The sequence below is a fragment of the Paenibacillus sp. PvR133 genome, from assembly GCF_017833155.1.
GTDB classification, from domain to species: Bacteria; Bacillota; Bacilli; order Paenibacillales; family Paenibacillaceae; genus Paenibacillus; species Paenibacillus polymyxa_B.
This window is the reverse complement of sequence record NZ_JAFIBS010000001.1, coordinates 5197298-5211945: the sequence shown is the minus strand read 5'-3', so window position 1 is coordinate 5211945 and position 14648 is coordinate 5197298. Positions and strand designations below refer to the sequence as shown.

Genomic DNA, 14648 nt, shown 5'->3' with positions numbered 1-14648 from the left:
CGATATTAAGGACTTTGAGTAATCCAAGAATGGGAGTGAAGGATTTTGCCTTCAGTAATATTAGAACGCAGCCGTAAAAAAAGGCTGGAGCACGCACACCCTTGGGTGTTTAAAAACGAAATAGCCAAGATCGAAGGGAACCCAGAGGCAGGCGATTTGGTCAGTATCGTTAACCATCAGGGGCGTTATTTGGCGACAGGTTACTATAATCCAGCTTCACAAATTACAGTGCGTGTGATGTCCTACGAGCCGCTGGAAGCAATGGATCAAAACTTTTTTGCCCAACGCTTTCGCAAATGTCTGGAGCACCGCGAACGTTTTGTGACCGGGGGAAACGCTTATCGGTTGGTGTACGGCGAGGCTGATTTTTTGCCTGGACTGATTGTAGATCGATTTGGTGATGTGTTAGTCGTGCAGTTGTTAACGCTTGGCATGGATCGGCGCAGGGAAGAAATCAGGGATGCGCTCGTTGAAGTAGTGGGTCCTGTTGGTATATATGAGCGAAGTGATGTATCCATCCGTGAGCTGGAAGGATTGGAACAAACGAAGGGTCCTTTGTACGGTGATTGCCCGCGTCATGTGGTAGTGACGGAAAATGGTCTGCAAATCAAGGTTGATATCGTAGAGGGCCAGAAGACGGGTTATTTCTTTGACCAGCGTGAAAATCGTGCGGCCATAGCACCGTTGATGACAGGTTGGGGAGCACGTAGTGGAATTACGCTACAAGAAGTAGCTGCAGACTCAGGGGATGCGGGCACAACGGTCATGAAGCCAGTGAATAAAAGTGGTAAGGTTGTTGAATTCCCATTCTGGGATGGCGCAACCGTATTGGAATGTTTTTCGCACACGGGAAGCTTTACGCTCAATGCATGTAAACATGGTGCTAAAAAAGTAACTTGTCTTGATATTTCAGAGCATGCGATTGAAAGTGCGCGGGATAATGTCAAGCTGAACGGTTTTGAGGAACGCGTCGAGTTTGTCGTCGACGATGCTTTTCAATATTTGCGCAATCAAGTGAAAGGTGTAGAGGAACGCAATGCACGAGCCGGGGGCAAAGGAGATACATCCAAGCCGCTGACAGCAGGTGGCGGACGCACCTTTGACGTGGTCATTCTTGATCCGCCAGCCTTTGCCAAAACGAAGAACGCTGTCAAAGGAGCTACACGTGGATATAAAGATATCAACCTGCACGGGATGAAGCTGGTCAATGAGGGCGGCTATCTGGTGACTGCGAGCTGCTCGTTCCATATGCGGCCAGAGTTGTTTTTAGATACCATTAAGGAAGCGGCGGCAGATGCCGGCAAAATCCTTCGTCTGGTAGACTGGAGAGCGGCTGGTAAAGACCATCCTCAAATTTTGGGTGTGGAGGAAGGCCATTACTTGAAATTCGCCATCTTTGAGGTGCGCAGCCGGACACAGCTGTAGGTTTCATACAAGGTCAAAGTCAATCGCCTTTTTGGTGATTAAATAGGTAAAATAGACTCGTTTAGGTATAAATCAGTCCTGTAGAGAAGGCATGCACCAAGCCAATCTGCGGGACTGATTTGTTTTTTTAGAGGGAGGAAGAATTGCTACAACATGGCAAACGTACGTTCTTTTCTCCCTTGCCTGATATGCTATACTGTTTAATAGAATGTTGTTCGTTGGAAAGGAGGCCGCATCATGTCGGTTCGCTTGTTGATTGGCCGCTCTGGGAGTGGTAAAAGTACGTTAATCCGCAATGAAATGACGTCTATGTTACGCGAGGAGCCGCTAGGTAAGCCTATGCTGTTACTTGTACCGGAGCAATCGTCATTTGCTTCTGAGCATGCGTTACTTACAGAAGCCGGAAACGGTATTCAGGGGTCGGTGCGCGCCCAAGTGATGGGATTTCATCGTCTTGCCTATTTAGTTATGCAGGAAACCGGGGGTTCAGCACTGGTGCCTGTAACGGAAGAAGGCAAGAAGATGCTTTTATATAAAATTATTCGTCGTCGCAAGGATGAACTGAGTTTGTTTAAGGATTCGGGAGACCAGCTCGGCTTTGTGGATCGGTTGAATACATTGTTTACGGAGCTAAAGCAGTATGGAAATGATACTCGGTCTGTACCGGAGCAACTGGAGCGAATGAACGCTGCTGGAGAGTCAACTCCGATTTTGCGTGGCAAGCTCAAAGATATCAGTCTAATCTATGAGGATTTTGAACGAGAGCTGACGCTTAAATATATTGACGGTGAAGATACGCTGCGCATGCTGGCAGAACAGATTGCTGAGTCTTCCCTTGTGCGTGGGGCAGATATTTGGATGGATGGCTACCGCAGGTTTACACCACATGAATACAAGGTGGTGGAGCAGCTTATGCTGCACGCTTCTTCGTTGACGGTGGCGCTGACTTGCAACCGCAGCTACGAGAGCGGACAGCTTCCGCATGAGCTGGATTTGTTTCATCCCTCAGCGGCTACGTATGTAAAGCTCAAAGGAATGGCAGACGAGCTGATGATAGAGACGCAGACACAATTACTGCGCCCTGATCCGCTGCCGAGATTTAAGGAGCGTCCGGCGTTGGCGTATTTGGAGGCTAACTTTGAACATCGTACAGGGTTACGGAATCAGGAACAATGGATGCGGCTGCAGCAGCTACGAGAGCAGTGGACAGAAGAACAGCCGGAAGGCATAAAACTGTACACTGCGGCTAATCGCCGTGCAGAGCTGGAAGGGGCTGCACGCGAAATGCGTCGTCTGGCCCGAGATGAGGGCGCTCGTTATCGGGAGATGGCCCTGTTTGTACGTCATATTGAAGATTATGAGCCATGGGTGGAACCGATATTCAAACAATATGAGGTTCCAGTATTTCTGGATCAGCGGAGAAGTGTTTTGCATCATCCCTTAGTGGAATTGATTCGGGCTTCGCTGGATATCGTGCAGCGTCGTTGGCGATATGAGGATGTATTCCGTGCGGTCAAAACAGACCTTCTCCTGCCGCTGGATGGTCGGGTGAGCCGTGAGGAGATGGACCGTTTGGAAAACTATGTACTAGCCTGCGGAATACAAGGCAGCCGTTGGACAGACGGTCGCCCGTGGCAGGCTGTGCCCAGCTTGTCACTGGAGCTGGAGGAGCAGGAACGGAGCCGTAGGCGGGATGAAACGTTGGATTTGATGGAGCTGTGCCGGGATGTGATCGTGACGCCTTTACGTGCGTTTGAGAAACGTGTGGGCAAGGCACGAACTGCACTTGAGAAGTGTGAAGCGGTATATCTGTTACTGGAGGATGCAGAGATTGGCCACAAGCTGGACGCCTTCATTCATCAGGCAGGGGAAGCAGGAAAACCTGAGCAGGCGAAGGAGCATCGTCAAGTATGGGATGCGGTGCTTGAACTACTGGATCAAATTGTCGAAATGATGGGTGACGAGAGGCTGGATACCTCTTTGTTTGCGGGTGTGCTGGAAACGGGATTGGCTGAGTTCCGTATGGGACTTGTTCCGCCAGCTCTGGATCAGGTTCTAGTCGGAAACACGGACCGTACACGTGTGTCCGGTATTCAACATGCCTTTGTGCTAGGTATGAACGAAGGTGTGATGCCGGCTGTGTTCCATGAGGACGGTGTGCTGAATGAGCAGGAGCGTATGGCATTAAACGAACGAGGCGTAGAGCTGGCGCCGGATATGACAAGACGTCTGTTGGACGAACGTTTTCTCGCTTATACGGCCCTTACCTCAGCCGGTAAAAGCCTGTGGATGAGCTATGCAGTGACTGATGAAGAAGGGAAGTCGTTGCTGCCGTCTGAGTTAGTACGACATGTGCGGCACCTGTTTCCTAGTCTGGACGAGCGTCCACTGGCTGGATACCCTTTGCCTGGGGATGCTTGGACGACGCAATGGGAGTATGCTTCTCATCCGTCCGAGGCTTTACCGCAGCTCATTGCGCAATTACGGCATTGGCGGCGTGGCGGTGACATTTTATCCCCTTGGTGGGAGGTATATAACTGGTACGCAAGCCAGCAAGGGCGTGAGAAGGACAAGCTGCGTCAGCTGTTGACCTCACTTTTTTACGAGAACCATGCCGAAATGCAGAAGGAAACGAGCCGCCGTCTGTACGGCAGCAAGCTGCGTACCAGCGTATCTCGTATGGAACGTTTTGTGGCATGTCCATTTTCGCACTTTGCCTCTCACGGTCTTCGTTTGAAGGAACGTCAAATGTATCGCCTGAAGGCCCCGGATATCGGACAATTATTTCATGCAGCGCTTGGAGAGATGGCGATCAATTTGCGTAAACGCAATGTCAGCTGGGGCAGTCTCAGCACGGAGGAATGCCGCCAAGAGGCGGAAAGTACAGTGGAGCGTTTGGCTCCTCGTCTGCAAGGCGAGATTTTAATGAGCTCCAAGCGGTATGGCTACATTTTGCGTAAATTGAAAGACATCGTGAGCCGTGCCTCGTTGATTTTAGGTGAACATGCGCGAAGAGGTAGCTTTGAGCCGATTGGGCTGGAGTTGGACTTTGGGCCGGGTCAGCAGCTTCCTCCGTTAAGCTTCCGGTTAGATAACGGCGTTGTGATGGAAATTGTCGGACGGATTGACCGTGTAGATGTGGCAGAGGGAGAAAAGGGGTTACTTTTGCGTGTCATCGATTACAAATCTAGCCAAAAGGATCTCAAGCTGCATGAAGTGTACTATGGCCTGTCCTTGCAGATGCTCACCTACCTGGATGTGCTGCTGAATGCGGCGGAGGAATGGTTGGGCGAGACAGCTTATCCAGCGGGTACACTGTATTTTCACGTCCACAATCCGATGTTGCAGTCGCCTAACGGTCTTAGCGCAGAACAGGCCCGTCAGGAGCTTTTAAAACGTTTTAAGATGAAGGGATTATTGCTCGCGGATCGGGATGTAGTTGGGCAAATGGATACAGCATTGGACAAGGGATATTCCTCTATTTTACCTGTTGCGGTGAAAGCAGACGGCAGTTTTTATAGCAGTGCTTCGGTTGCTTCGCCGGAACAGTGGGACAGCCTGCTAGCTTCGGTACGTCATAATATTCGGACGATTGGCACACGGATGACAGAGGGCGATGTGGCCATTGAACCTTATCGAATCCAGCAAGAGACGGCTTGTACCTTCTGTTCTTTTAAGCCTGTTTGTCAATTTGACGACAGTCTGGACGGTAGTGGCTACAATCAATGGGGTAAACCCGGTAAGGATCAGATCTGGAATCTGCTGGGTCATACACAGGAAGGGAAAGGAGGAATGGACCAATGATAGGCACGTCAAACACTAAAGGCATGCCGAAGCCGGAAGGCAGTATGTGGAGCGATGACCAGTGGCGTGCAATTTCGGAATCTGGTAACAACATGCTGGTCGCGGCAGCGGCAGGGTCTGGTAAAACAGCGGTGCTCGTAGAGCGTATTATTCGTAAAATCGTCGATCCCCAGCTCGGCTTCAGTGTGGATCGGTTACTGGTAGCGACCTTTACGAAGGCTGCCGCCGCCGAAATGCGTCAACGGATACGCGAAGCGTTGGAACGTGTACTGGAGCAGGAACCGGAAAGTGAGCATGTACGCCGCCAGCTATCGTTGCTGAATCGGGCCTCGATTACGACGCTTCACTCATTTTGTATGGAGGTCATCCGCAGGCATTATCAGGCCATTCCCCTTGATCCCGGTTTTCGGATTATGAATGAGCATGAGACAGAATTGCTGCGTCAGGAGCTTCTAGAAGAACTGTTTGAGGAGAAATATGAGGCTCATGATGAAGGCAGTACATTCCGCAGACTGGTCGACTGGTTCAGTGGAGAACGCACCGATGATGCAATGTACGTGCTTGTTCAGCGGCTGTATGATTTTTCTCAAAGTCATCCTTGGCCAGAACATTGGCTGCGGGAGACAGCGGCAGCATTTCGTGTACAGGATGTAGCCGCTTTGGGAGAGACTCCCTGGGTTCGCAGCATTTTGGCGGATGCTGCACTTTCATTGCGCGGAGCAGCGAGCTTGCTGGAACAGGCGCATGAAACAGCTATGCAGCCCGGCGGTCCTGCACCTTATGCCGTGACGCTGCAAGAGGATGCGGCGATGGTGAAGGGATTGTTACAGGAGCTGGAGACACAGCCGTGGGCATCTCTATATGATCATTTTCAGACAGCTTCCTTCGGTAAGCTCAAGCCCGTCAAAAAAGATCAGACCGAGCCTGCATTGCAGGAACGGGTTAAAACGCTTCGTGAAGCAGCCAAAAAAATGATTACAGATATGAAGGCTTCCCTGTTTGGCAGGAGAGCAGAAGCCTATTGGGAGGAGCTGCACGCCGCGGCTCCGCTGATGGACGAATTGATAGAAACCGTGATTGTATTCGGGGAACGATTTCAACAACACAAGCAGTCAAAAGGGTTGGTGGACTTCGGGGATTTGGAACATTATTGTCTGAAAATATTACGACATCCCGATTCTACTCCGTACAAGCTACTACCTTCCGACGCTGCGCTCGAATATAAGGCGCAATTCGACGAGGTGCTGTTGGATGAGTATCAGGATACGAATACCGTACAGGAAGATATCGTTAGGCTGGTATCACGGGAGGAACCGGGTAACCGTTTTATGGTGGGCGACGTGAAACAGAGTATTTATCGGTTTCGGCTGGCGGAGCCGGGTCTGTTTTTGAATAAGTATCAACGGTACGGCATGGAGCAGGAAGATGGCTTTTTAATTGATCTGGCGCGTAATTTCCGCAGTCGGGAGGAAGTTGTCGATGCGGTCAATTTGGTGTTCCGCCAGATTATGAGTGTGGATGTGGCGGAAATTGAGTACGATGAACGAGCGTGGCTGGTACACGGCGCATCCTATCCCGACCAGTCGGATCAAGACGCCGCATCTGTATACGCACCTGAGCTGCTGTTAGTTGATAAGGGTGGACATGGTCTTTCCGAGGCTTCGGAGCTGTCCGAAATGGAGAACGAATCTGCTCTACAGGAAAGTGAGCTGGCTGAGCTTGCGGAGCTGGAAACGGCACAGTTAGAGGCTCGTGCGATCGCGCAACGGATTAAAGAACTGACCGGAGACACTGGACAACCACTGTTGATTTACGACAGAGGATTAAAAGCGGTGCGTCCGGCAGTCTACGGCGATATCGTCATTTTGCTTCGTTCCGCAAGCGTGTGGGCCCCCCTAATTGTGGAGGAACTGCGGCTTGAGGGCATTCCGGCCTCCGGGGAGCAGACGACAGGCTTTTTTAAAGCAACGGAAGTTGAGGTAATGTTGTCTCTGCTGCATATTATTGATAATCCGCAGCAGGACATCCCGCTTGCATCAGTGCTTCGTTCGCCGATTGTCGGCTTGACCGAAGATGAACTGGCACAAATTCGGTTGGAGAAGCCGGATGGATTGTTTTATGGCGCATTGCTGGCGGCGGCTGAGGCTGACCCACTGGAAGAAAGCGAAAAAGGGATTTCAGCTGAGATTATGGAGTTGGATATTTTCCCAGAGGACTCTTTATCTTCATCTGACTTTGGTAATAGAAATGACGGGAATACGTTGTCTGCCCGACTACGTTCATTTTTGCGTAATTTGGAAGCCTGGCGGCAGGAAGCCAGACAAGGCAGCTTAAGTGCATTGATTTGGAATGTGCTGGAGGAAACAGGATATCTGGATTGGGTCGGTGGACTGCCTGGCGGCTCACAGCGTCAAAGCAATTTGCGGGCGCTATATGACCGAGCGAGACAGTATGAGACTTCTACGTCCAACCGAGGATTGTTCCGATTTCTGACCTTCATTTCCCGTCTACGGGAGCGAGGCGGTGATTTAGGATCAATTAGCGGAGGGACTGAACCCGATCAGGCTGTCCGCATTATGACCATTCATAAAAGTAAAGGACTTGAATTCCCTATCGTGTTTATTGCCGGGACAGCAAAAATGTTCAATCAACAGGATCTCAATGCGCCGTTTCTTATGCACAAGGAGTTGGGGTTTGGTCCTAAATATGTGGAGGAACAAAATCGTGTCAGCTACCCTACGCTGCCTAATTTAGCGATCCGCCGACGCTCACAGCTGGAGCTATTGGCTGAGGAAATGCGGGTGTTATACGTGGCGCTTACACGTCCGCGCGAAAAGCTGATTATGACCGGAACCGTGAAGGATCTCGCTTCGCGCGCAGCGGGTTGGGCACGTGCCAAAGAACATACGGAAATTGTCTTACCAGACTATATGCTGGCGGCAGGCCGCAGCTATCTGGACTGGGTAGGTCCCGCTTTGATTCGGCATCCTTCTGCTACTTTGTTGAGGGAAGCCGCAGGTGATCAGGATGGGTACTATCACAGGCTGGAACATATGCCGGGAACAGACTGGTTATTTAAAATCGTGGCCTCGGAAACACTTTCCGGCTCTCGTGTGAACTCAGATCATGAGGAAGAGGTGTCGGGAGAAGAGCGCCAAAAGAAGACAGAAGCACTGAGAAATGCGGAGCTAATCGATTTGAACGAAGAGAGTGAAACGGATATTGAAGCTGCTCTTTCCTGGATTTATCCGTATGAACGGGCTGGCAAGACGGCAGCCAATACATCGGTTACTGAGATGAAAAGATGGCTGGAAATGCAGGAGATGGGTTCGGACGATTGGCTGAATCTATCTACCTCCCTACTAGCAGAGTTACCGGAGGATCGGGAGGATTCTCACACTGGGGGAAGTCAATTACACTTGCGCAGACCTAAGTTTATGGGGAATCAGCGTCTGACTCCAACGGAACGAGGAACAGTCTATCATATGTTGATGCTGCATTTGCCACTAGATGGGGGGATGAGCGCCGAAGTTATTGAGGAAACCAAGGCTCGTTTGCTCAATCAGCGTATGTTACTGGATGTTCATGCAGAGGCGCTAGATACGGATAAAATATTACGCTTTTTCACTAGTGAGCTGGGTAGCAGAATGCTGGGAGCATCCCATGTTCAAAGAGAGCTTCCGTTTACTTATACCATGCGGGCAAACGATTACTGGAACCACAGCTTACCATCGATGTCACCAGGACAAGAAACAGATTCGGAAGGTAGACAGGACGGCGATAAGGTGCTGATGAACGGGATTATTGACTGTCTATTTGAAACTCCTGAAGGACTCGTACTGGTAGATTATAAAACAGATCGGATATCTGAATATCGTACACTGTCCCATTTAACAGACCAATATCGATTTCAATTGGAGCTGTATGCCCGTGTGATCGAAGAGATTACAGGCAAAAAGGTTGCTGAGAAGTGGCTGTATTTTTTAGAAGCTGGAGAGAGTGTACGGCTGTAGTTATATAGATAGGGAGAGGAGGAATAGCATGCGGATTTTGCATACAGGTGATTGGCATTTGGGCCGCACGTTGGAAGGACGCAGCCGTTTAAAGGAGCAGGAGGCGTTTTTGGAAGAATTGGCGAAAATGGCTGACGATCAGCAGGCCGATTTGATTATGATGGCTGGAGACGTATACGACTCAGTCAATCCATCGGCCGCAGCCGAGCAATTGTTTTATGAAACGTCTGCCCGTCTTACGGCTGGAGGAAGACCACTAGTCGTCATTGCGGGCAATCATGATCAGCCGGAAAGGGTATCCTCGGTCACACCGCTGGTGAGCGGGCGCGGAATTACATTGCTGGGACTGCCCCATGGGGAAGCGGTACGCGTTCATACACCGCGAACGGGTGAAATGGCATGCATTGCAGCCTTGCCATATCCCTCCGAGTCTCGTCTGAACGAGCTATTGTCTGAAGACGGAGATGAAACAGTATTGCGCGAGGCATACAGCCGCCGTGTGGGCTTGCTGATGTCACAGCTGGGTACAGCATTTCGGCCTGACACCGTTAATTTGTCGATGAGCCATATTTATGTGCTCGGCGGGCTGGAATCGGACTCGGAACGTCCGATTCAGGTCGGGGGGGCGTATACCGTAGATCCGTCTGCTTTGAGCATTGGGGCACAGTATACGGCTCTAGGACATTTGCATCGTCCCCAATATGTGAAGGGAGACGGGCTGATGCGTTACAGTGGCTCGCCGCTGGCTTATAGCTTTTCCGAAGCCGGACAAGCCAAATCGGTTACGTTAATTGACGTGGTTGCTGGCAAGCCAGCTCAGGTCGAGGAACTGTATATTACCAGTGGACGCCCATTAGTGAGGTGGCGCGCACGGGGAGGTCTAGAGGAAGTATATCGCTGGCTGGACGAAGGACTGGATGCCGATGCCTTTATTGATCTGGAAATTACGCTGGATGAAGCGATGTCGATGGGAGATATTCAGCGGCTGCGCAAAAGCCGTGAAGGCATCATTCATATTCGCCCAATGTATCCAGAAATGGCTGCCGCACAGCTGGAGCACCAACGATCAGAACTGCCAGTGCATGAGTTGTTCCGGGCATTCTATCAGCGGCAGACAGGTGGAGCACAGCCGGATGACGGATTAGTGCAGTTGTTTCTGGAACTGGTGGAACAGGATGATGCAAGAGACCACGCTGAGGAGGATGACGCATGAAACCAATCCTTCTAAAACTGGCGGGGTTGCAAAGCTACCGGGAGTCGCAGGAAATTCGTTTTGACGATTTGACCGAAACTGGACTGTTCGGGATATTTGGCCCAACGGGTAGTGGAAAATCAACGCTGCTGGATGCCATTACGTTGGCTATGTACGGTAAAGTGGAGCGGGCAGTGAATGGTACACAAGGCATTATGAATCATGCTGAGGATACATTGTCTGTTGCATTTACGTTTGAATTAATGTCAGCTCAAGGGCCTCGTCGTTACCGTGTAGAACGACGTTTCAAACGTGCTGGAGGCGTATCGGTTAATAATACGCTTAGCCGTTTTATTGCGTTAACAGAGGATGGCGAAGAAGTACTTGCCGATAAGGTGCAGGATGTGACGCGCTGTGTGGAGGAGTATATCGGCCTAAAAATGGACGATTTTACACGAGCTGTCGTATTGCCGCAGGGAAAGTTTGCGGAATTCTTGTCCTTAAAAGGCAGTGAACGCAGACAGATGCTACAGCGTTTGTTCCATCTGGAGAAGTACGGAGATCAACTTGCACAGAAGCTAAGCCGTCGTGTGAAAGATAACGATAGCGCACTGAAAGCGTTAGAGGCGGAGCAGCAAGGGCTGGGGGATGCGAGTGCTGAAGCGCTTGAACATGTAGAGTTGCGTCTCAAAGAGGCGATTGCCAATGCAGAAGCTTGGCGTCGCGAGCTAGAGCGTGTCTCACGTGAATCGGAGGCGCTAAACAAAACCCGTGAGCTGGTCATCGAGCTCAGCCAAAGATCGAACGAGCTGGAGCAGTTGGCAGCACAGGAGCCGGGCATTGCTTTGCTGGAGCGCAAGCTTCGACAAGCAACTGCAGCCGAGGCATTGCTGCCTGCGCTGACGGATTGGAAGGAAGCCATTGCTGAAGCGGAAAAACGGCAAAAGACTGCCGAAGAAATGGAAGTCCTGGCCGCTACCGCGCAGGAGGCTGCGCTTGTGTCTGCGCAAGCAGATGAGCAGGCCCGGCAAGCACTCAGTGCCGAAGAACCGAAGCTATTGCTTCGGATCGACCAACTAGAGCAGGCGCTTCAACTGGAGCGTGATACGGAAGCGTTGCGGACCGAACGGGAACGTCTGGCGGCCGAGCTTGTGCAAAGCGAACAAACCCTTGCTGAACATGCAGAAGGACTCGCAAAGGAACAAGAGCTACAGACGCGAGGCTTGAAGCGACAGCAAGAGCTTCAACAGGAGCTAAAGCAAAATGAAGTGCGGGCAGATGAGCGGCGTATGCTGCAAGAGGCTGTGCAACGGCTGCAACAGCTGGAAGTCGCGAATGAGCAATTGCGTGAAGCTGAACTGGAGTACACCGCTCAGGAGAATCGGCTTGCGCAAGCTGACGAACGTTTACAGCTGACGGACCAGGAGACACAGGAGACAGAGGCACGGCGTTCTGCCCTTGCTGCACAGGCAGCTGATGGCATTGAGGCATTGCTGACGTTGGAGGCAGAGATCACCGTCGATATGTCGTCACTGGCCTCCGAGGAAGAGCAACTGCGCCACGAGCTCCGTGCTGAGGAGCTGGGCCGTCTCGCTCAGCATCTCGCTGCCGAGTTGCGCGAAGGCGAGCCGTGCGCAGTGTGCGGCTCGCTGCATCACCCCGCGCCTGCCGTCGTCGCGGCGCATAGCGCGGATGCCGCTGCGCCAGATGAGCTGCACCGCCTGCGGCTCGGTTTGCAGGAGCTGCGCCTTACACTGCGCCAGCAGTTGCACGAGCAGCGCAGCTTGCTGGCACAGCCCGCCACCGCAGACAGCGGCGCTGCCGCCACGGGCGAGCCTTTCACGCCTGTGGCAGCGCCAGCAGAGCCACGCGGTGCCGCCGCTTGGGCGGAGCGCTGCACGGCGCTGGAGCGTGCTGCGGCAGAACTAGCCGCACGTGCGCATATGCTGCCTACCGAGGCACAGGCGCTGCGCGAGGCAGACGCTGCCGGACAGCAGCGGCGTATCCGTGCTGCCGCCGAGCAGGAGGCAGCTGCCGCAGCGCTGACGCAGGCACGCAGCAAGCGCGAGGCATGCACCACGCGCAGCGAGGGGCTACGCGTCGAATGGGCGGCGCAGCTGCCGGATGTCGCTCCGGGCGAAGCCGCGGAGCGTTACCGCGCCATGCAGGAGCGCGACGGGCGTGCGGAAGAGCTGCGGTCCCGGCTGGAGACGAGTGTGACCTTCCTCGAAGGAAAGGCGGCGCGTGTTCAACAGATACAGCAGAGTATCATCGAGGAGGATAAAATCATTATTGCCCGCCGTACAGGGCTCCAAAGCAAAGATGATTCGCTTCGTGAAAAGCTAGCACAGCTCCGAAAGTGGGTTGGAGATGGCCAAGCGGCTTCATTGCTGGAAGAAGCGACCTCGCGACTGTTGGGACTTAAAAACGGAGCCGAAGCCGCGGCACGCCGCCGTACCGAAGCGGAAGAACGCAAGCAGCAAGCCGTTCATGCTTCACTGATTGCCCGGCAGGCCTCCGACTCGGCAGAAGAAAGACGGCAGATGGCAGAGTCCCGTTGGGGCAGCCGTCTGGAAGCATCCTCCTTCGCTACGGAAGCAGAGGTCATGGAATGCTGCCTGGGACCGGAAGAAGCCGCACGCTATGAGCGTGAAGTGAGTTTGCATCGAGAACGGGAAAAAGAGCTGTCTTCCCGCTTAAAACATGTCAAAGAGCAGCTGAATGGAGCAACGGTATCAGAGGAACAGTGGGAAACGGCCACTGCACAGCTACGTGATTGCCGTGCACGCGATGAAGAGGCGCTTCAGAATCGCGCCAAGGCTGAGCGTGATTTAGAGGACTTGCAGCATCGGCACGTCCGCTGGATGGAGCTGGAGTCCAATCGTATACATTTGCGTAGCGAAGCGGAAAAAATGTCCAAGCTCCAGTCTGTTTTTCGCGGCAATGCCTTTGTTGAATATATTGCCGAGGAGCAGCTCATGCAGGTCAGTCAGTCGGCTTCACGCCGCCTACGTTTTCTGACCAAGCAGCGTTACGCGCTAGAGGTAGATTCCAGCGGTGGATTTGTCATTAGTGACGATGCCAACGGTGGGGTCAAACGTCCGGTATCGACCTTGTCCGGTGGCGAAACGTTCCTGACCTCCTTGTCGCTTGCGCTTGCGCTGTCGGCTCAAATTCAATTGCGGGGCCAATACCCTCTGCAATTTTTCTTTCTGGATGAAGGCTTTGGAACGTTGGACCCTGAGCTGCTTGACACAGTGATCACCTCACTGGAAAAGCTGCACCATGATCAGTTGTCTGTTGGTGTGATTAGTCATGTGCCTGAACTACGGGCCCGTCTTCCGCGCAAGCTAGTTGTTCTGCCAGCAGAGCAGGCTGGAGGCGGCTCACGTGTGGTTATGGAAACTTTTTGAAGCAATGTGATACAGGTCACAGATACAGTTTCAAACTATTGTTATAATACAGCCAAGCCGACAAGTTAATCATACAGCACCCCGGCGGACGTATGCTGCGGAAGAAATCTTCCCATCATACGTCCGTTCAGAGGGGCTCTGCCAAGAGCTCCCGGGGTGCTTCTTTTTTTTGCAAGCCGGAATTCGCCCAATTTGATGTAGCAAATAGCCCGTTTTTGAATAACATACGGTATACATGCAAGAGCCTAGGAGGAAACAACCATGGAAAAAAGCATGACAACCGAAAAAGTTACAGCACCGGAACAGACGGATGCTAAAACACTATGTCAAAAGCATATGCATCGTTATGTATGCGTATGGGTGAAGGACGGGACAATGTATGACGGCATTGTAGAGCATGTGGATGATGAAAAGATATACTTAGCCGTTCCTATGGGTGGAGACGAAATGGAGAATGTCAATGTTAATCTCCCATATCCGCCTAATAATTGTGGCTGCGGCTCCCGTGCTTATGGTGGCTATGCGTCTTATCCTCCGTATCCGTACCCGTACCCGTATCCAGCACCCGCTTATGCATATGGGTTCCCATACGGACGCCGTCGCTTTAATCGTTTGATTCTGCCACTTGCAGCGTTGACAGCGATTAGCTTGCTGCCTTATTACTAATCCTATTTTCTTAGTCGTCAGACATAGTGAATTCCTGCTCTCTCCCGCCTACAGTTCTTGTGCAGTACAAGTGACTTTAAGGCGCATCCATACATTATCACCATGCAAGGCTGCTTCTTCATTATGAAGAAACAG

General features: G+C 52.0%; 6 protein-coding genes. All 6 read left to right on the top strand.

What is annotated here, in order from left to right; genetic code table 11:
• Positions 1-45: 45 nt before the first annotated feature.
• The 6 genes from JOE49_RS22700 to JOE49_RS22675 all read left to right on the top strand — a co-directional run bounded on the left by JOE49_RS22700 (position 46) and on the right by JOE49_RS22675 (position 14513).
• The gene (locus JOE49_RS22700) at positions 46-1425 is read left to right on the top strand and encodes a class I SAM-dependent rRNA methyltransferase (RefSeq protein WP_023989499.1); all 1380 of its coding nucleotides are present in this window, start codon (positions 46-48) and stop codon (positions 1423-1425) included.
• A 237-nt stretch (positions 1426-1662) separates the two neighbouring features.
• Positions 1663-5229: a helicase-exonuclease AddAB subunit AddB gene (addB, locus tag JOE49_RS22695; RefSeq protein ID WP_209942909.1), complete on the top strand. Its 3567-nt coding sequence runs from the start codon at positions 1663-1665 to the stop codon at positions 5227-5229.
• Positions 5226-9242, top strand: coding sequence for a helicase-exonuclease AddAB subunit AddA (addA, locus tag JOE49_RS22690; protein ID WP_209942907.1), 4017 nt, complete (start codon positions 5226-5228; stop codon positions 9240-9242). The genes addB and addA overlap by 4 nt, the downstream gene beginning before the upstream one ends.
• 28 nt (positions 9243-9270) lie before the next feature.
• Positions 9271-10455 carry an exonuclease SbcCD subunit D gene (locus JOE49_RS22685; RefSeq protein WP_071641834.1) on the top strand — a complete coding sequence of 395 codons (1185 nt, stop codon included), beginning with the start codon at positions 9271-9273 and terminating at the stop codon, positions 10453-10455.
• Positions 10452-13847 (top strand): AAA family ATPase, encoded by a 3396-nt coding sequence (locus JOE49_RS22680; RefSeq protein WP_209942905.1) that lies wholly within the window; start codon positions 10452-10454, stop codon positions 13845-13847. The genes JOE49_RS22685 and JOE49_RS22680 overlap by 4 nt, the downstream gene beginning before the upstream one ends.
• Before the next feature lie 261 nt (positions 13848-14108).
• Positions 14109-14513: a hypothetical protein gene (locus tag JOE49_RS22675; protein WP_028540454.1), complete on the top strand. Its 405-nt coding sequence runs from the start codon at positions 14109-14111 to the stop codon at positions 14511-14513.
• Positions 14514-14648: the final 135 nt, after the last annotated feature.